Source organism: Pseudomonas sp. UC 17F4 (assembly GCF_900101695.1).
Taxonomy (GTDB): Bacteria; Pseudomonadota; Gammaproteobacteria; order Pseudomonadales; family Pseudomonadaceae; genus Aquipseudomonas.
In genome coordinates this window covers 3,588,123-3,607,011 of sequence record NZ_FNKV01000001.1, presented here as the reverse complement: position 1 = coordinate 3,607,011, position 18,889 = coordinate 3,588,123, and the positions used below count along the sequence as shown (strand labels likewise).

Annotated in this window: 12 protein-coding genes; 9 read left to right on the top strand and 3 right to left on the bottom strand. The window is 63.2% G+C overall.

Annotation, left to right across the window (positions count from 1 at the left end):
* Positions 1-7 precede the first annotated feature (7 nt).
* Positions 8-445 (bottom strand): cytochrome c-550 PedF, encoded by a 438-nt coding sequence (pedF, locus tag BLR26_RS16620; protein ID WP_045201967.1) that lies wholly within the window; start codon positions 443-445, stop codon positions 8-10.
* A gap of 260 nt (positions 446-705) precedes the next feature.
* Between pedF and exaA the strand changes: the two genes are divergently transcribed.
* Both exaA and BLR26_RS16610 read left to right on the top strand, forming a co-directional pair.
* Positions 706-2,577, top strand: coding sequence for a quinoprotein ethanol dehydrogenase (exaA, locus tag BLR26_RS16615; RefSeq protein WP_093382724.1), 1,872 nt, complete (start codon positions 706-708; stop codon positions 2,575-2,577).
* 78 nt (positions 2,578-2,655) lie between these two features.
* Positions 2,656-3,294: a pentapeptide repeat-containing protein gene (locus tag BLR26_RS16610; protein ID WP_093382721.1), complete on the top strand. Its 639-nt coding sequence runs from the start codon at positions 2,656-2,658 to the stop codon at positions 3,292-3,294.
* On the opposite strand, the gene BLR26_RS16605 is transcribed toward BLR26_RS16610, so the two are convergent.
* Positions 3,291-3,917 (bottom strand): response regulator transcription factor, encoded by a 627-nt coding sequence (locus BLR26_RS16605; RefSeq protein WP_093382718.1) that lies wholly within the window; start codon positions 3,915-3,917, stop codon positions 3,291-3,293. The two genes, BLR26_RS16610 and BLR26_RS16605, sit on opposite strands and share 4 nt — an antisense overlap.
* A gap of 161 nt (positions 3,918-4,078) precedes the next feature.
* Between BLR26_RS16605 and BLR26_RS16600 the strand changes: the two genes are divergently transcribed.
* Both BLR26_RS16600 and BLR26_RS16595 read left to right on the top strand, forming a co-directional pair.
* Entirely contained in the window at positions 4,079-4,744 is a 666-nt protein-coding gene (locus BLR26_RS16600) for a response regulator transcription factor (RefSeq protein WP_045201960.1), read from the top strand.
* 546 nt (positions 4,745-5,290) lie between these two features.
* On the top strand, positions 5,291-6,352 hold the full coding sequence (locus tag BLR26_RS16595; RefSeq protein ID WP_093382715.1) for a 3-deoxy-7-phosphoheptulonate synthase: 1,062 nt from the start codon (positions 5,291-5,293) through the stop codon (positions 6,350-6,352).
* Between the two features lie 105 nt (positions 6,353-6,457).
* On the opposite strand, the gene BLR26_RS16590 is transcribed toward BLR26_RS16595, so the two are convergent.
* Positions 6,458-12,676 carry a hypothetical protein gene (locus tag BLR26_RS16590; protein WP_093382713.1) on the bottom strand — a complete coding sequence of 2,073 codons (6,219 nt, stop codon included), beginning with the start codon at positions 12,674-12,676 and terminating at the stop codon, positions 6,458-6,460.
* A 291-nt stretch (positions 12,677-12,967) separates the two neighbouring features.
* On the opposite strand from BLR26_RS16590, the gene BLR26_RS16585 reads away from it, so the two are divergent.
* The 5 genes from BLR26_RS16585 (at position 12,968) to BLR26_RS16565 (ending at position 18,694) form a co-directional block, all read left to right on the top strand.
* The gene (locus BLR26_RS16585) at positions 12,968-13,249 is read left to right on the top strand and encodes a peptidylprolyl isomerase (RefSeq protein ID WP_093382710.1); all 282 of its coding nucleotides are present in this window, start codon (positions 12,968-12,970) and stop codon (positions 13,247-13,249) included.
* A gap of 93 nt (positions 13,250-13,342) precedes the next feature.
* A complete protein-coding gene (locus BLR26_RS16580; protein ID WP_093382707.1) occupies positions 13,343-15,196 on the top strand; it encodes an extracellular solute-binding protein in 1,854 nt (617 codons plus the stop codon).
* Positions 15,193-16,251 (top strand): microcin C ABC transporter permease YejB, encoded by a 1,059-nt coding sequence (locus tag BLR26_RS16575; RefSeq protein WP_093382704.1) that lies wholly within the window; start codon positions 15,193-15,195, stop codon positions 16,249-16,251. The genes BLR26_RS16580 and BLR26_RS16575 overlap by 4 nt, the downstream gene beginning before the upstream one ends.
* Positions 16,251-17,273, top strand: a complete 1,023-nt coding sequence (locus BLR26_RS16570) for an ABC transporter permease (RefSeq protein WP_093382701.1) — start codon at positions 16,251-16,253, stop codon at positions 17,271-17,273. Before BLR26_RS16575 ends, BLR26_RS16570 begins: the two co-directional genes overlap by 1 nt.
* A 29-nt stretch (positions 17,274-17,302) precedes the next feature.
* On the top strand, positions 17,303-18,694 hold the full coding sequence (locus BLR26_RS16565; RefSeq protein ID WP_093382698.1) for a sigma-54 interaction domain-containing protein: 1,392 nt from the start codon (positions 17,303-17,305) through the stop codon (positions 18,692-18,694).
* Positions 18,695-18,889 lie beyond the last annotated feature (195 nt).

The following is an 18,889-nucleotide window of genomic DNA, read 5'->3' as shown; positions in this document are numbered from 1 at the left end:
CCTACAGTCACTCCTCGACATGCACGCTGTCGAGGTAACTGCGCACCGCCCATAAGGCTTCCTGGCTGAGGTAGTCAGCCATCTTCGGCATGTACACCCGGCCATCGCGTACTGCGCCATTGCGCACCCGCTCGACAAACCATTCATCACCGGCAGCGCCTTCGTCGAGCAAGCGCAGGTCCGGGGCGATGCCGCCGGACTTGGCTTCAAGGCCGTGGCAGGCGGCGCAGTTCTGGTTGTAGGCCGAAGCACCGATGGACACCGCCTCGTCGTGGTCCTTGCTGTTGCGGTAGGGGTTTTCTGCGCGCCACTGCTCACCGAGCTTTTCCAGGTTGCCGGTGTTGACCGCGGTCGGCGTCACGTTGCCATGGGCAAAAGCCCCGGCGCTGCTCATCAGGCTGGCGCTGACGATCAGGCTCAACCAGGCGTTTTTTGCTGTTTTCATTGTTCTGCCCTCGACTGCTGTTTGCACGCAAAAACCTCTCGGCTGAAAGGTTGTGCCGGCATCTTAGAAACGTGCTGGCGAGGCCCCCATGCTGCTTTGGTGGCCGCAGCCTCCTCCCTTGGTAGTAGCGCTTGTGGGGCAGTGCCAAATCATGCCCGGCCTGGGAAATTTTCCCGTAAAGACCGGGAGATTTTCCGTATCGATCGCGCCCTTGGCGTTCCAGGCTATGCAGGCCAAAACCTTCATTGGGAACTCCAACCATGACAATAAGATCGTTACCCGCCGCACTTTCCCCGCTGACTGCTGCCGTGCATACCGTCCTCCTGCTGGGCAGCCTGGCCCTGGCCCCGCATGCCCTGGCGAAACCTGTGAGCTGGGAAGACATCGCCGACGACCACAAGAGCACCGGCAACGTGCTGCAGTACGGCATGGGCACCAATGCCCAGCGCTGGAGCCCGCTGGCCCAGGTCAACGACCACAACGTGTTCAAGCTGACCCCGGCCTGGTCGTACTCTTTTGGTGACGAGAAGCAGCGCGGCCAGGAGTCCCAGGCCATCGTCAACGACGGCGTGATCTACGTCACCGGCTCGTACTCGCGGGTGTTTGCCCTCGATGCCAAGACCGGCAAACGCCTGTGGACCTACAACCATCGCCTGCCGGACAACATTCGCCCGTGCTGCGACGTGGTCAACCGCGGCGCCGCCATCTATGGCGACAAGATCTACTTCGGCACTCTCGACGCCCAGGTCATCGCCCTGAACAAGGACACCGGCAAGGTGGTGTGGAAGAAAAAGTTCGGCGACCACAGCGCCGGCTACACCATGACCGGCGCCCCGACCCTGATCAAGGACCAGAAGAGCGGCAAAGTGTTGCTGATTCACGGCAGCTCCGGCGATGAATTCGGCGTGGTCGGCCAGCTGTATGCCCGCGACCCGGAAACCGGCGACGAGGTGTGGATGCGGCCCTTCGTCGAGGGCCACATGGGCCGCCTGAACGGCAAGGACAGCACCCCCACCGGTGACGTCAAGGCGCCGTCCTGGCCGGATGATCCGAACACCGAGACCGGCAAGGTCGAAGCCTGGAGCCATGGCGGCGGCGCGCCGTGGCAGAGCGCAAGCTTCGATGCCGAGACCAATACCATCATCGTCGGCGCCGGCAACCCGGGGCCGTGGAACACCTGGGCGCGTACCTCCAAGGATGGCAACCCGCACGACTTCGACAGCCTCTACACCTCGGGCCAGGTCGGTGTCGACCCCTCGACCGGCGAAGTGAAGTGGTTCTACCAGCACACGCCTAACGACGCCTGGGACTTTTCCGGCAACAACGAGTTGGTGCTGTTCGACTACAAGGACAAGGACGGCAAGCAGTACAAGGCCACCGCCCATGCTGACCGTAACGGCTTCTTCTACGTGGTCGACCGCACCAACGGCAAACTCAAGAACGCCTTCCCGTTCGCCGACAACATCACCTGGGCCAGCCACATCGACCTCAAGACCGGCCGCCCGGTGGAAAACCCCGGCCAGCGTCCGGCCAAGCCCGAACCTGGGCAAACCAAGGGCAAGCCGGTAGAAGTCTCGCCACCGTTTTTGGGCGGCAAGAACTGGAACCCGATGGCCTACAGCCAGGACACCGGCCTGTTCTATGTGCCGTCGAACCAGTGGAAAGAGGAGTACTGGACCGAGGAAGTCAACTACAAGAAAGGCTCGGCCTACCTGGGCATGGGTTTCAGGATCAAGCGCATGTACGAGGACCACGTCGGTTCGCTGCGGGCCATGGACCCGACCACCGGCAAGATGGTCTGGGAGCACAAGGAGCGCCTGCCGCTGTGGGCCGGGGTGCTGGCGACCAAGGGCAACCTGGTGTTCACCGGTACCGGTGATGGCTACTTCAAGGCCTTCAACGCCAAGACCGGCGAAGAACTGTGGAAATTCCAGACTGGCAGCGGCATCGTCTCGCCGCCGATCACTTGGGAACAGGACGGTGAGCAGTACATCGGCGTGACCGTCGGCTACGGCGGCGCGGTGCCGCTGTGGGGTGGCGACATGGCCGAGCTGACCAAGCCGGTGGCCCAGGGTGGCTCGTTCTGGGTGTTCAAGATCCCGGCCTGGGATACCAAGACGGCCCAGCGCTAAGCCCATCGCCGGCCAAGCCCGCTCCGTGTTGGAGCGGGCTTGGCCGGCGATAGCCATCTCACAGCCCAGGAGATCCCCATGAAATACCTCCCGCTCTTGCTCACCCTCGCCTGCACCGCCGCCCTCGCCGACGACGACGCGCCATTGATCATCAACGGCTGCACCATCGCCCAGGAGAGCCAGTGCCCCAACGCCAACCTGCGCAACGCCGACCTCAGCAACCAGGACCTGCGCAAAATGAACCTGGCCGGTGCCGACCTGCGCGGGGCGAATTTGCGCCACGCGCGCCTGGACCTGGCCAACCTGGAAAAAGCCCGACTGCAAGGCGCCAACCTCACCCGCGCCAGCCTGCAGCAAAGCAACCTGCGCCTGGCCGACCTGCGCGATGCCAGGCTGATTGCGGTACAGGCCTGGGGCATGTTCGCCCAGGGCGCCAACTTCGAAAATGCCGACTTGAGCGCCGCCTACCTGGAGTTCGCCCGCCTGTCCGGGGCCAAACTGCACAACAGCAAACTGCAGGCCGCCGACCTGGAAATGACCTGGTTGAGCAAGGCCGACCTCAAGGGCGCCAACCTTGCCGATGCCAATCTGCAAGAAGCCAAGTTCGGCGAAAGCAACCTGGAGCAGGCCGACCTGCGCGGCAGCCGCCAGCATTACGCCAACTTCCAGGACAGCAACATGCAAGGCTGCCAGGGCTGCCCGACCACCTGGGACTAGGCAACCACCCGCAGCAAGCCGGCCTCGATCGCCAGGCGCACCATCTGCGCCTGGGAGGCCACCTGCAATTTGCTTTTGAGCAGGGTCAGGTAGTTGCTCACGGTCTTGCTGCTGATGCACAACTGCTCGGCGATCAGCCGGGTCGGCGTGCCCTTGGCCAGCATCAGAAAGATTTCCGTTTCACGTTGGGTCAGGCCGTGAATGCCGGTATCGCCTGGCTGACAGACAAGCTCGGTGGCCAGTGCCTGTTCGATGTAGGCATGCCCGCAAAGCACCCGGCGCACCGCCTCAAGCAGCACGGCAGGCTCCGCCGCCTTGGACAGGTAACCACAGGCGCCGGCCGCCATGGCCTGGCGCACCAGGCCAAGGTCGGTGTGCTCGCTGAAAAACAGCACGCGCAGTTGCGGCAGGCGCTGGCGCAGGCGTCGGGTGGTTTCCACGCCGCTGATACCCGGCAAGTCAACGTCCATGATCACCAGCCCCGGCAACTGCTCGCCGACCTTGGCCAGCGCCTCTTCGCCACTGGCCGCCTCGATCACCGTCATGCCCTCCAGGCCCTGTTGCAGCGCCGCGACCAGGCCCAGGCGCAGCATCGGGTGATCATCCACCAGCAATATCGCCATCTTCGCAGCTCCCGCAGGTTTGCCCCATGCTAGAACGCACGCCTGGGCGCCCGCCTACTACTTTGGTACTGTTTTGCTTGTCGATGGTCGCATTCCCAAAGCGTTGCACCTGGCCTGTAATGAAGGGGTGCAGCACAACCACAACAATAAGGTGCAAAGCCATGTACAAGATTCTGATCGCCGACGACCATCCGTTGTTTCGCGAGGCCATCCACAATGTCATCAGCGACGGCTTTCCCGGCAGCGAGGTGATGGAAACCGCCGACCTCGACAGCGCCCTGGCGATCACTGGCGATCATGACGACCTCGACCTGATCCTGCTCGACCTGAACATGCCCGGCATGCACGGCCTGGGCGGCTTGATCAACCTGCGCAACGAGGCGCCGACCATCCCGGTGGTGATCGTCTCGGCCGAACAGGACAAGCAAGTCGTGCTGCAGGCCATTACCTACGGCGCCGTCGGCTTTATCACCAAGTCCTCGCCACGCTCGCAGATGACCGAGGCCATCGAGCAGATTCTCAACGGCAATGTCTACTTGCCGCCGGACATCATCCGCACGCAAAAGAGCAGCAGCCGGCGCAACCAGGGTGACCATCAGGGCTTTGCCCCCGAGCTGCTGCAAGCCCTGACCCGCAAGCAGTTGCTGGTGCTCGAACGCATGACCAAGGGCGAATCGAACAAGCAGATCGCCTACAACCTCGACATCGCCGAAACCACGGTCAAGGCTCACGTCTCGGCGATTTTGCGCAAGCTCAACGTGCACAACCGCGTGCAGGCGATCCTCAGTGCCGGCGACATCGACTTCACCGCTTACCTGCGGCGATAGTCACGCTCCATGACAATCATGCAAATTAGCCATTGAAACCTGGGCAAGGCCTGAAGTAAGCTCGGGCACATCAACTGGAGAGTCACATGTCGCACACCACCCTCACTCACGCTTGCAGCACTGGTCGCCTGTCGCGCCCCGTGGCCGCTGCCGAGTGCGCGACTGTCTCCCCGGCAGCGTTTTATTTTGGGTATTGGTTTAGCCACAGGCGCCGCTGATACCCTCACCGGCGCCCACTTTCAAGGGGCCGCCGAACACGAGAATACTCAACCCCCGGTCGGCCCCCCGACCGGGGGTTTTGCGTTTCAAGGCCCCGGCAATCAACGAATTACATTGAGGAACAGAACATGAACTACGCCACTTACCGTTACCAAAGCTTCAACTTCTGGCGATTTAGCCAATCCCGTTCGGGCCAGCCTGCCGCCTCCGATCGGTCACTTGTTGGTGGCACACATACACATGACGCCAATCCGGCCAACTGTCGAACACCTCGATAGGGCCGAGCGCGCGGGCCAGACCCCGCCAGCCGCCCAGGGAATTCACACCATGCAATCGTCCAACCTCGCTCTGCCACTGTCCGAACCCAGCGCTGCCAACAGCGCCGTCAGCCAACGCCTGCCGAGCCCGATGTTGCTCAAGCAGCAAATGCCGCTTTCCCCCGCCCTCGCCGCCCAGGTCGAAGCCCATCGCCAGGCCGTGCGCGCCATCCTCGATGGCCACGACCAGCGCCTGCTGCTGATCGTCGGCCCGTGCTCGCTGCACGACCCGCGCTCGGCCCGCGAATACGCCCAACGCCTGGCCCGCCTGGCCTCGGAGGTCAGCGACAAGATGCTCCTGGTGATGCGCGCCTACGTCGAAAAGCCGCGCACCACCGTCGGCTGGAAGGGCCTGGCCTACGATCCGCACCTGGATGGCAGCGACGACATGCACGGCGGCATCGCGCTGTCGCGCGGGCTCATGCTGGCCATGCTCGAATGCGGCCTGCCGGTGGCCACCGAGCTGCTGCAACCGATGGCGGCCGGCTACTTCGATGACCTGCTGAGCTGGGCGGCGATTGGCGCGCGCACCACCGAGTCGCAGATTCACCGCGAAATGGTCAGCGGCCTGGGTTTGCCGGTAGGCTTCAAGAACGGCACCGACGGCGGTGTTGGCATTGCCTGCGACGCGATCCGCAGCGCCGCCCACGGCCACCGGCATTTCGGCATGGACGTGCAAGGCTACCCGGCAATTGTCGAGACCCTGGGCAACGCCGACACCCACCTGGTGCTGCGCGGCGGCAGCAAGGGCCCGAACTACGACCGCCAGAGCATCGCCCTGGCCCGCCAGGGCCTGGCCAAAGCCGGCGTCGCGGCACGGATCATGGTCGATTGCAGCCACGCCAACAGCGCCAAGGACCCCCTGCGCCAGCCGGCGGTGTTCAACGAGGTGCTCGAGCAGCGCCTGCAGGGCGATACCTCGCTGATCGGCATGATGATCGAGGGCCACCTGCTCGACGGTTGCCAGACACTGGGCACGCAGCCGCTCAAATACGGCGTGTCGATCACCGACGGTTGCCTGGGCTGGGATTCGACCGAGCGCTTGCTGCGTGAGGCGGCTGGACGGTTGTGACGCCTTTCAAATAGAGCGGCACGGTTCTGGCTGTTTCGTACCTATCCTGGCAAGTAAAAAAGCCGCCCCTAGCGGGCGGCCTATCAAGAACACACAAGCCTTGATTCAAGTGAATCGAATGGTTCGAGTTATCAAGGACCCCCGCACAAGGAAGCTAACGATGAGTTCGAACGTTAATACAACTGGTTCAGCTCTTGAATGAACTACGTCGATTACAACGTATCCCTCTCGCACCGAACCGACGGGGTAGTACTGCATTCTGATGGTTACGGCGGCCCCCGGATGCCCCACTACCTGCGCGCCCCCGGAAAGGGTTACCTTGCACCATTGATTGCCATCGAAGTTATGCGTCCTATAGACGATTCGGTTCACGCTTCGCCCATCGGCTCGTGCTCCCGTTGCCGCCATCGCCCAGATGTAACGGCCGCCTAAACTAAGGTAGCTAGAATTGTGTCTGAAGTTCACCTCAGTAGTCACTGGACTGCCGCCATGAGGAGAAACAACCACGCTTATGCTGTAGGCATTGGCGCCCACCCATTCACGCCACTCCCCCCGCTGGTCAAGTGTTACGTCTTTCTGTATTCCTCCATGGTCAAAGTAACCGTTGCCAACCACTCGCAAGGTCGCAACTTGCCCCGGATTGCCCGTCACCAATAATTGGTTGCCCATCGTCGTTTGTGGCGGTATCTTGAGCGAGCCTTCAGCGGTAACCATCACAGCCACCGGGCTCAGCACCCGCATCTCATAAGCAATCACCGGCGCAACGATGTCCTCCACCCTTAAATGAATACTCAGGCGCGAACGGTCAGCCAGGCCTTCAAGGGCCGAGCGCATGATCGAACGTGTGATGCCCCCGCTCACTTCATCCGCAGACACCGGATGCGCCACCAGTAGCGGCAGCGTCCAGCTCCCACCGCTTTTGAGCGTGCCCCGCAGGTCGACCCATACCCGTTGATCCCGGGCAATCCCCTGCCACCTGTCAATCCGCAGGGTGGCGTTGCCGGAAAAGGCTGCCAGTTCCAGCACATTGCTGTCGCGTGCCTCGAGGATCCGCGGATCGGTCAGGCTGATCTGCACCTGCAGGATCTGATACTCACGCACCGGAAACCTGATTGCCTGTGACTCTTCGGCATCCAGACGCAGCGCTACCGCCATTTCCAGAGTTATCCGGCTTTGGTGGGCAAATGCCTGCAAATCCGTCCTGTCCAGGGTAGCGCGTACCCCCCGATTGACTTCACCCGCCGACACCTGCTGCCCTTCCCCCAGACGGATAGTCTTGGGATTACCTTGTACATCGGTGCCATGGCAACGGAACCAGTAGCGCTGGCGCTCATTGATTCCGTTCCACGTCGCCACGGTTGCCAGCGCATTGCCGGGAAAACTCAGCAAATTGAGTGTATCGCCATTGGCCTCCTCGATCCGCGGCCGCGGCGGATTGCTCAACACCGGGCCGATTCCCAGGCGCAGGTAGTCCGAATAGCGCCGACGTTGGCCCAGCTCGCTGACGTGGTAGCGGATGCGTACCTCATGCCCCAGGCTGCGTACCATGTCTCGCTCATACACGGGAAAGCCGATGTCACCGATAAACTGCACATCATAAAAATCGATGATGTTCGCCCCGGCCACCGGGCTCAGCCACTCCATGGTCACCCTTTGCTCTTCCAGCATGCCGTCGTACACCGGAGCCTCGACGTTAGCCACCACAAGGCCGACCGGGTCGAGGGTATCGTTCTCCGCCTCGGGCACGTTCGGGGTGACCAGATCGGGGGCGGTTTCACCGACCCACAGTTTCAGTACTGGCGACTCCCGTGGCTCGCTGCTGCCGTAGAACACCCAGTAGGACAACTCCAGGTACCCGCCCGACAACGCGACGATATGCTCGGGCGGCACGATAAGCGCCACCTCTTTGCCCACCCCAAATTCAGTCACATACCAATCGCGAAAATAAGAATAGGCGTGACCGTTGGCCTGCTTGCCTTGCCAGACCAGGCGTGCCTGCTGGTTGCGGTACATGCCCACCCACGGCGGAACGATCACCTCGGCACGCGACAGGGTGTCAGGGAGGTAATCCTCCTGGCTATCGTAAACCCTCGGCGGCAGCAACTCGGCCGCCTTGCCCCGCACCCCCACGGCAGTGGTTCGCGAAGCAAACTCCTGGCCTTCGCGGGTGACCTTATAGGAGACATAGGCCAGCCCCCCCGCGATCGACTCGGCGATGCTGTTGGGCACCTCGTGGACAATGGGCCGCGGAGGCGGAATGATGCCTACCGGGTACGGGAGGGATTCATGCGGCGGGATCGCCACCACCTCTTCGGTGAATCCACGGAAGATGAACACCACCTGGTCGCCGACCCTGAAGTCGGGCCGGTCGGCAATCACCGAGACCTCAACATCGGCCCCGTGCAGTTCCCCCAGGTCGAGGAAGCCTTCCTCGTCGAGCCCGGCCACCGCCGGCCGTGGCAGCAACACCAGGCTGACCTCGACAAAGGCGTAACTGGGCAACGAGGCGCCATCGGATTCGTTGCCCACCTCGTCTTCGAGCCAGTACAGCACCAGCAGGCGTTCATCATCGCCTCCGGCCTCGATGGTGGCAAAGTCGACGAACACCGGTATGGTCTTGCCCACTTCGCCTTGCTGGACAACATGGGTGACCTTGGCCCCACCCCAGCTCAAGCTGAGAACATCACCGGCCTCCATGATGCGCCAGCGGTTGACGTACACCGTGATGCCGTCCTGGGCCATTTCCCAGTCGATCAGGCCGAAGGGCACATCTGGCGACATCAGGGCGGCATTATGAGGGCTGCCGGGGATGGGATTGGGCCCGCCGGGCAAGGTGACCTTGACCTTGACCCGCAAACGCGCCGACGCGCGCTTATTGCCGCTCAGCGGCTCGACCGTGAACCATACCTCACTGACGCCTTTGGGAATGCGGGCAGCGGGAACGTACAGGGTGACTAGTTCGTTCACCTCTTCAGGCAGTACCACCACCGGAATCGGCGTGGCCGGCACCTGTTCGTCGCCAAAATGCACATGAACCTTATCGCCAGCGGCCATTTGCAGGTACGGCTCGACCAGAACCAGCAGCCCATCGGCGTGAGCTTCCAGGGCCCGCACACCAATGCCACCATCAAGGCCTGCGGGATGATCGATGAACTCTTTCCATTGCGGGATGCGCACATGGCTGGTTTCGACGCTGGTGATCTGGTTGACACGCATGAACCAGGGGCTGCCGTCGGCGGCGACGCCGCGGGTCGCATAGCGCGAGGCCAGGCCGGTGAAGTACAGGGTCTGGCTGAAGCGGGTCCAGCTACCACCCTGGGGCAGTTGAAACGTCACTGTCACTTCTTCGGCGACGCTGTCGACCACGTCGAACTGGCAATCACCGCTCAGCGCCGTCAACGGCAGGCTGACCACCTGGCCAGGGTGGCCGACAATCCGCGCACTGCCGCTGAGCTCAACCTGCACATAGGTGGCGTTGGCAAAGCCATCGGCATCGAAACACACCCGATTGGCCGACCGGCCGTTGGCCAGCGCGCCGCTCGCCGCACGGGCGCGCACACGCTGCTCATCTTGCTGCTGGGCGTACGGGAACACATCAACGAATTTCACCGGCACGTGCTGGGCTTGTGCGCCGCCGATCTGCGCGCTGACCAGCACCGTCTCGGCGTACGGATCACCCAGCCAGGCGATAAACTCGCCCTGGGCATCGAGAGTGAAGTCCAGTTGCTGGCTGTCGTTGTCGAACTGCGCCGAGCCATTGACGCTGAGACTGCCTTGCGCGCCGGGCCGGCCGGCCAGGGTCACCGCGCAGGTCTGGGTGGGCAGCGTCCAGTCCGCCGGCAAGACCGAGCTGGCCAGGCCGGCATCGGAGATGCCTATGTGCAATTGCCCCTGGCGCACGGTGTAGCTGCGCACCGGACACTCTAGCGCCGCAGCGCCACCGTAGCTGACGCTCAGGTGCAGCGACAACGGGCTGCCATCCTCCAGCGGTTCGAGAAAATCGCGCGGCAACGCCACGCTCAATTCCGCCACCTGCTCGACCGGGCTGTCCTCCCACAGCGCGAGCGTGGCGGTGGCGCTGCGCACTTCCAGCCACACCCGCTGGCCCACGGCCATAAACGGCCAGGCTCTGACGCTGACCTGGGCATCGCCTTCGAACAGGTCCAGGTCCAGCTCGTTGCCGATCGCCTCATCGATCCTCGGGTGCGCCAAGTCGTGATCATTCGGCACGCCGATTTGCACCGCCTGCCTGGGCGATTCGATCGCCGCCAGCTCGTTGCGCAGCACTTCATAATAAAACTGCACCGGGCCGTTGAAGTTCGCCGCCACCGCAGCCGCCGGCACGCTGATGGTGATGCTGCCGCTGTCACTGCCCGCACGCTCCGGGAGGGTGGGAGTGCCGGCGCCCGCCGATCCTTTCCAGTACAGGACGATGCGATCGCTTTCACGCATGCCCGGGTAGCTGATCAGCACCTGGGCGCCATGCAGACCGAGCATCGGGTCGTAACTGCCGTCCTGGGCGCCAATCAGCAGCGGCCGCTCAGGCACCGGCGCCACCGAGCGCAACGCCAGCGCCCGCGCTTGGGACTGTCGCGGCCGCCCGCCCAGCGCCGGCTCGACCACGTAGCTCATCATCACCGTGCTGCCCACCCCGGCCTGGGCGATGGCCTGGGGCACGCGAAAGCTGGGTGCGGCGCCACTGCTGTCGACAAGCTTGGCTTCGCTGTAGCTATGCCCCGGATCCTCAGCTTGCCAGGTAAAGGTGACCTTGTCCCCGGCGCGCTTGCTCGGGTAGTTGATGTTCACCTGCACCCCGAACGGGTAAAAATACGGATCGAGCTCATTGACCGGGTCGTCCAGCTCCGGCGCTGGCAGCAAGCCGGCAGCACTGATGCGCAGCTCCAGCACCGCCGATTGGCGAAAACCGACGCTGCGCGTGCTCAGCATGCGCACCTGGTAGAACACCCTGACCGAGCCCGACTCCAGCAGGTTGATGTGCGCCTTATCGACACTGAACGCCATCTCATCGTCACCTGCCCCCTCGTTATGGGAGACTGCTCGGCTGACCTGGTACAACGTCGGCCGGCCATCACTTTGAGTCCCCTGCCATACCACGGTCACCTGGCGGCCTTGTGTGCGCCCCTGGTACTTGGGGATCATTACCGTGGCCCGGGCAACATCATAGGCCAGCACACCCTCCGGCGCCTGATGGACCCGAGGCACGGTCAGCGCCTTGGGCTGACCTACAAAACCGATGCTCAGGCGCTGCGACTGCTGCTGGCCGCCAGCATTCACCAGCGTGTAGCCCACCACCGCCAGACCACTGGCCAGGGCCCAGGCTTTGTCATTGGGAATGGTGAACGTCAGGGTCTGCGGCAAGGTCCCGCGGATGGTCTGGTCCAGCTCGGTTACGGTCGGCACGCCCGAGTCGATATAACCGGTAAAGCGCAGCCTGACCGTGTCACCGGTAGCGAATGCCGGCGCGCTGGCCTGCACATGAATCTGCAAGTCGTCGCTGCCCAGCACCTCGAGGTTGATATAGCCCTCGTTATCGAGCCCCGTGACCGAAACGGCCGGCAACTGCGCATGACCGGTGTCGACCACCACCGATACATGCGGCGCCCAGGTCTGGCTGGTGTTGTGGACAATATCGTGCACTTCCCAGGTCACCACCAGGTTGGGGCTGTCACCGGCCTGGAGGATGACGCTGCCGGGCACAGTGAACACCACCGGCTGGTTGAGGTCTGCCTCGACCAGGGTATAACTCAGCATGACCCCGCCCCAGCTCAGGCGGATCACGTCGCCGACCGCGCGGTTCTCATAGAAGTAGACCTGCACCTGAACGCCGTTTTCCAGGTGTTCGGCGGTCACCGGGTTGACACCGACATCCGCCGCCACCAGGCCCTGGTGCCCAGGCTCGGAACCGCCCGGGCGGTCCAGCTTGACCAGGATCGCGAGATCGCGGGAAGGCCCATACTCCACATTGTTGCGGCTGAAGGCATAGCGCACTGTATGTGCACCCGGGGTAAACCGCTCGCTCGGCAGGAACAGGGTCAGCGGCCGGCCGAGGTCGTATCCCTCAAGCACCAGCGGCGCAACGACCGGCGTGCTGTCGGCATCCATGTACACCCGCAACTCATCACCGGCGACCACATTAACGAACGGCGGCACGGTCGCCAGCACGCCACGCGGATCGATGCTCAGAGTATACAGGTTGACACCCGCGTCATGGCCGCTGACCGGTGCTACCGCAGCGAACAGGGACAAGACAGGCAGTTCGCTGGTGGTGGTTGCGTCGACGGTATCGCTTTGCAATTCATTCATGGCAGACATGCCTCGGTGCAGGGGAAACGCGTTGTGGCCCCGCATGCTTACCGCCATGAATAAGGGCCGACCTGGGTAAAGTCGACACTTATTCAATACCTCGTTATCGAGGCCAACAACTGACAAAAATACTAGGTGGCGGGTTCAAGCCCCATGAAATTTGTCCAGCTATACAGCGCGAAGTGCTCGTAATCCAGGCAGCAGCAAATTCACCGACCCTTGCTCGATGCCAACTATCAGCCACCCCGCATTTACGTTAGGCTTTACGTTTTACCCCAAGGAGCCACTCCCATGGCCAAAGCCACTGCCCGTCACATCCTGGTTGCCACCGAAGACAAGTGCAACGAACTCAAAGCCCAGATCGAAGGCGGCGCCGATTTCGCCGAAGTCGCCAAAGCCAACTCCACCTGCCCATCGAGCCGCCAGGGCGGCGACCTGGGCTCGTTCGGCCCGGGCCAGATGGTCAAGGAGTTCGACACCGTGGTGTTCAGCGCGCCGGTCAACACCGTGCAAGGCCCGGTGAAGACCCAGTTCGGTTATCACCTGCTGGAAGTGACCAGCCGTCAGGACTGATCGCTACTCTGCAAGCCGGCCTCCAGGGCCGGTTTGCTCGCGCAAGTGACCTGCTAAGCTTCAGCCACAGTCGTGGTTCAGGTGGTCAGGCGCTTGCGAATTGCTCCCTTCCCCTTCTTGTTGTTCGTCTTCGGCCTGGCCCTTGCCTGGTCATGCGCTGCCACGCCAGCGCCGGTTCACGCCCTGACGGTATACGGCGAAGCACCGCGCTATCCGTCCAGCTTCCAGCACTTGCGCTACGCCAACCCCGATGCGCCCAAAGGCGGCAGCCTGCGCCGCTCGGCCATCGAAATCGGCCAGTTCGACCACATCATTCCCTACATCGACAAGGGCATCGGCGTTGCCGAGGTCGATGGCTGGCTGTATTCGCCGCTGGCGGTGCGCTCCCAGGATGAACCCTACACCGTGTACGGGCTGGTGGCGCAAAAGCTTGAGCGTGATCCGCAGGGGCTGTGGCTGCGCTTCTATCTTGACCCGCGTGCGCGCTTTGCCGATGGCCAGCCGATCCGCGCCGAGGATGTGCGCTACACCTTCGCGCTGTTGATGCGCGCCGGCAGTCTCAAGTACCGCACCCAGTTCGCCGATGTCTCTGAGGTAAAGGTCGAGAACCCGCGCCAGATCATCTTTTACTTCAAGAACAACCTGAACCGCACCTTGCCTCTGGACCTGGCGACCCTGCCGGTGCTGCCCGAACACTGGTGGAAAGACCGCGATTTCGCCAATGGCGCAGGCTTCGAGGCGCCGCTGGGCAGCGGCCCGTACAGCGTCGGGCGGGTCGACAACGGTCGCAGTATCACCTTCGAGCGTAACAAGAGCTGGTGGGGGCGCGACCTGCCGGTCAACCGTGGCCGTTACAACTTCGACCAGGTGCGCATCGAGTACTTTGGCGACACCGAAGTGGCGCGCCAGGTGCTGCGCGGCGGCGGCTTCGACTACAACCGCGAGTTCTCTGCCACCGCCTATACCCTCGGTTACGCCAGCCCGGCGCTGGACGATGGCCGCCTGCAGCGCGCGCACCTGGCCAAGGACGCCCCGCAAACCGCCCAGGGCTTTGTCTTCAACCTGCAACGCCCGGTGTTCAAGGACCGCCGGGTGCGCCAGGCGCTGGGCCTGCTGTGGGACTTCGAGTGGAGCAACCGGCAGATGATGCGCAACCTGTACATTCGCCAGCAGAGCTTTTTCGCCAATACCGAACTGGCCGCGCGCAACCTGCCCGACGCCCAGGAGCTCAAACTGCTGGAACCGTTGCGCGGGCAGGTACCCGACGAGGTCTTCAGCCAGGTGTTCGAAGCGCCGCGCAGCGACGGCTCGGGGCTGATCCGTGACCAGCAGCTACAAGCCCTCGAACTGCTCGAAGCGGCAGGCTGGCAGCCGCGCGGTGATCAACTGGTCAATGCCCAGGGTGAACCGCTGATCTTTACCTTCCTCAACGGCCAGGCCGGTTTCGAACGCTTGCTGCTGCCGTGGAAGCGCAACCTGGCGCAGATCGGCATCACCCTGGAGATCCGCCGCATCGACGCCTCGCAATACGTCAACCGGCTGATGGCCCGCGACTACGACCTGATCGTCACCGGCTACCCGGTGTCGCCGTCGCCCGGGCTTGAGCTGTACAACTATTTTGGTTCGGCGGCGGCCAGCGACCCCGGCTCGAACAACTACATGGTGCTCCAGGACCCGGCCGTGGACCGCTTGCTCGACGGCCTGGTCAAGGCCGAAACCAAGGCCGACATGCTGCGCCATGCCCATGCCCTGGACCGTGTGCTGAGCTGGAACTACTACTGGATTCCCAACTATTACCCACCCGGCTCATCTACCGTGTGGTGGAACCGCTTCGGCCTGCCCAAGGTGCAGCCGAGCAACGACGAAGGCCTGGACAGCTGGTGGCAAGTCAGCCCGACACCGCTGACCAACGCGCAGATGGCCGAGCGCCTGGGGAGCCGGCCATGATCGGCTACATCCTGCGCCGTCTGCTGCTGATCATCCCGACCTTGCTGATTATCCTGCTGGTCAATTTCGTCATCGTCCAGGCTGCCCCCGGCGGCCCGGTGGAACAAGCGGTAGCGCGCCTGCAGGGGATCGGCGGCGGTGCGCCGGGGGCCAGCAGCGAAACCCTGCACGCAAGCTCCAGGGCCAGCCGTGGCCTGGACCCCAAGCTGCTGGAGGACATCAAGCGCCAGTACGGTTTCGACAAGTCGGCGCCCGAGCGCCTGTGGCTGATGCTCAGCCAGTACGCCCGGCTGGACTTCGGCTCAAGCTTTTTTCGCGGCGCCAAGGTCACCGACCTGATCCTTGAGAAGATGCCGGTGACCCTGTCGCTGGGTTTCTGGGCCACACTGATCACCTACTTGGTGTCGATCCCGTTGGGGATCCGCAAGGCGGTGCGCCACGGCACCGCGTTCGATGCCTGGAGCAGCAGCCTGATCGTCATTGGCTACGCCCTGCCCTCGTTCCTGTTCGCCCTGCTGCTGATCGTGCTGTTTGCCGGCGGCACCTCGCTGAACTGGTTTCCGGTGCGCGGGCTGGTCTCGGAAGACTTCGACCGGCTCAGCCTGTTGGGCAAGATCGCTGATTACTTCTGGCACCTGGTGCTGCCGGTGGGCGCGCTGGTGATCGGCGGCTTTGCCACCCTGACCCTGCTGACCAAGAATGCCTTTCTCAACGAGATCACCCGCCAGTACGTGATCACCGCCCGGGCCAAGGGCCTGAGCGAGCAACGGGTGCTGTACGGGCATGTGTTTCGCAACGCCATCCTGCTGGTGGTGGCCGGCATTCCCCAGGCGTTGATCAGCGTGTTCTTTGCCGGCTCGCTGCTGATCGAGGTGATCTTCTCCCTCGACGGCCTGGGGCGCATGAGCTACGAGGCGGCGGTGGCGCGGGATTATCCGGTGGTGTTCGGCTCGCTGTTCATCTTCACCCTGTTCGGCCTGCTGGTGCGCCTGATCGGCGACCTGTGCTACACCCTGGTCGATCCACGCATCGACTTTGCCACGAGGGCGCACTGATGTTCAGCCTGTCGCCGGTATCGCGCAGGCGCCTGCAGCGCTTTCGGCGCAATCGCCGCGGCTGGGTTTCGCTGTGGCTGTTTGCCTTGTTGCTGCTGGTGAGCCTGGGCGCGGAGCTGGTGGCCAACGACAAGCCATTGCTGTTGAGCTATCAAGACCAGCTGTATTACCCGGCATTCAAACGTTACAGCGAGCAGCAGTTTGGCGGCCAGCTGCCATTCCAGCCGGACTACCGCAGCCAGTACGTACGCCAGCTGATCGAGGGCCAGGGCGGCTGGATGCTGTTTGCACCGGTGCCGTTCAGCGCCGACACCCCGAACTACGATTTGCTGGTGCCCGCCCCCAGCCCGCCGTCGGCGGTCAACTGGCTGGGCACCGACGACCAGGCCCGTGATGTATTGGCGCGGGTGCTGTATGGCACTCGGGTGTCGATTCTGTTTGCCCTGGCGCTGACGCTGATCAGCACCCTGATCGGCATCGCCGCCGGCGCCTTGCAGGGCTACCACGGTGGTTGGGTCGACCTGATCGGCCAGCGCTTGCTGGAGGTCTGGTCGGGGCTGCCAGTGTTGTACCTGCTGATCATCCTCAGCGGCTTTGTCGAGCCGAACTTCTGGTGGTTGCTGGGGATCATGGCGCTGTTTTCCTGGCTGGCGCTGGTGGACGTGGTGCGCGCCGAGTTCCTGCGTGGGCGCAACCTCGAGTACGTGCTGGCCGCCCGTGCCCTGGGCCTGCCTGACCGCTGGGTGATCCTGCGGCACATTTTGCCCAACGCCATGAACGCCACCCTGACCTACCTGCCGTTTATTCTCACCGGCGCCATCACCACCCTCACCGCCCTGGATTTTCTCGGCTTCGGCATGCCCGCCGGCAGCGCTTCGCTGGGCGAGTTGGTGACCCAGGGCAAGCAGCATTTGCAGGCACCGTGGCTGGGCTTTACCGCGTTCTTTGCCCTGGCATTGATATTGTCGCTGTTGGTGTTCATTGGCGATGCCTTGCGCGAAGCCTTCGATCCACGGGCATAATCGCAGCCTTTACCCCGGCGGAGCGGCCCATGCAGGACAGTGACAGCCTCAAGGACTATCAGCAGGTGCGCCTGCTGGCGATTCGTTCGCTGTTCGAGATCATCGAGCAGTCCAGCGAAGGCACGATCATCGTCGACCGCGATGCGCGCATTGTCTGGATGAACCAGCGCTATGCCCGGCGCTTCGGTCTTGAAGACGCCAGCAGCGCCATCGGCCAGCCGTGCGAGAGCATTATTCCCGGCAGCCTGATGCGCGAGGTGCTGAGCAATGGCCGGCCGATCCTGCTGGACATGCTCGACACCCCCAAGGAGCCGCTGGTGGTCATGCGCCTGCCGGTGCACGACGCCGCCGGCACGCTGATCGGCGCTATCGGTTTTGCCCTGTTCGACGAGCTGCGCAGCCTCTCGCCGCTGCTCAAGCGCTACGCCAGCATGCAGCAGGAACTGGCCTCGACCCGTTCGTTGCTGCGCGCCCGCCAGGCCAAGTACAGCTTCGCTCAGTTCATCGGCACCAGCGCCGCCAGCCTTGAAGTCAAGCGCCGCGCCCGGCGTGGCGCCAGCAGTGACTCACCGGTGTTGCTGCTGGGCGAAACCGGCACTGGCAAAGAGCTACTGGCCCATGCCATTCATGCCGCTTCTCCGCGGGCGCACAAGGCCTTTGTCAGCATCAACAGCGCCGCAATCCCGGAGACGCTGCTCGAAGCAGAGTTCTTCGGCACCGCCCCGGGCGCCTTTACCGGCGCCGAGCGCAAGGGCCGCCCGGGCAAACTGCAGATTGCCGAGGGTGGCACGCTGTTTCTCGATGAAATCGGTGACATGCCCTTGCCGCTGCAAAGCAAGCTGCTGCGCGTCTTGCAAGAGAAGGAATACGAGCCGGTCGGCTCCAACCAGATGATCCACAGCGATGTGCGGATCATTGCCGCCACCTCCACCGACCTGCAGGCGGCCATGGCCCGTGGCGAGTTTCGCGCCGACCTGTACTACCGCTTGAACGTGCTGCCGATCCAGGTGCCGCCGCTGCGTGAACGCCTGGAGGATTTGCCAGCGTTGAGCGAGGCGATTCTTGAAGAGCTGGGCAGCCAGCACGAGCTGGACGATGACGCCCAGGCGCTGCTGGCCCGGCATGCCTGGCCGGGCAATATCCGCGAGCTGCGCAATGTGCTGGAACGGGCGACCTTGCTGGCCGATCAAGCGCGCCTGGGGCTGGGCGATGTTCAGGCGGCGCTGGGCGACCTGGCGCCGCTGCCGGTTGAAGCCGCCACGTTGAGCTATAAACAGGCGTGTGCCGATTTTGAGCGGCAGTTACTCGAAAACACCCTGGCGCGCTGTGCCGGGAATGTACCGGAAGCGGCGCGGCAGCTGGGGTTGGGGCGCTCGACGCTGTACAAGAAACTGGTGGCGCTGGGGATTAAGTCTCAATAAAGAGATATGTGTTTCTTTTTTGAGATTGTTATCGCGGGGCAAGCCCGCTCCCACCGGGAAGATGTCCGACGGCAGGAGCGGGCTTGCCCCGCGAACCGTTCAATCTCAATTCAGAGACTTTCATCTCAAAAAAACAAACTATATCTATATAAATCAACAGCTTAAAGAGTTGGCACGATTCCCGCTATCGCCTCC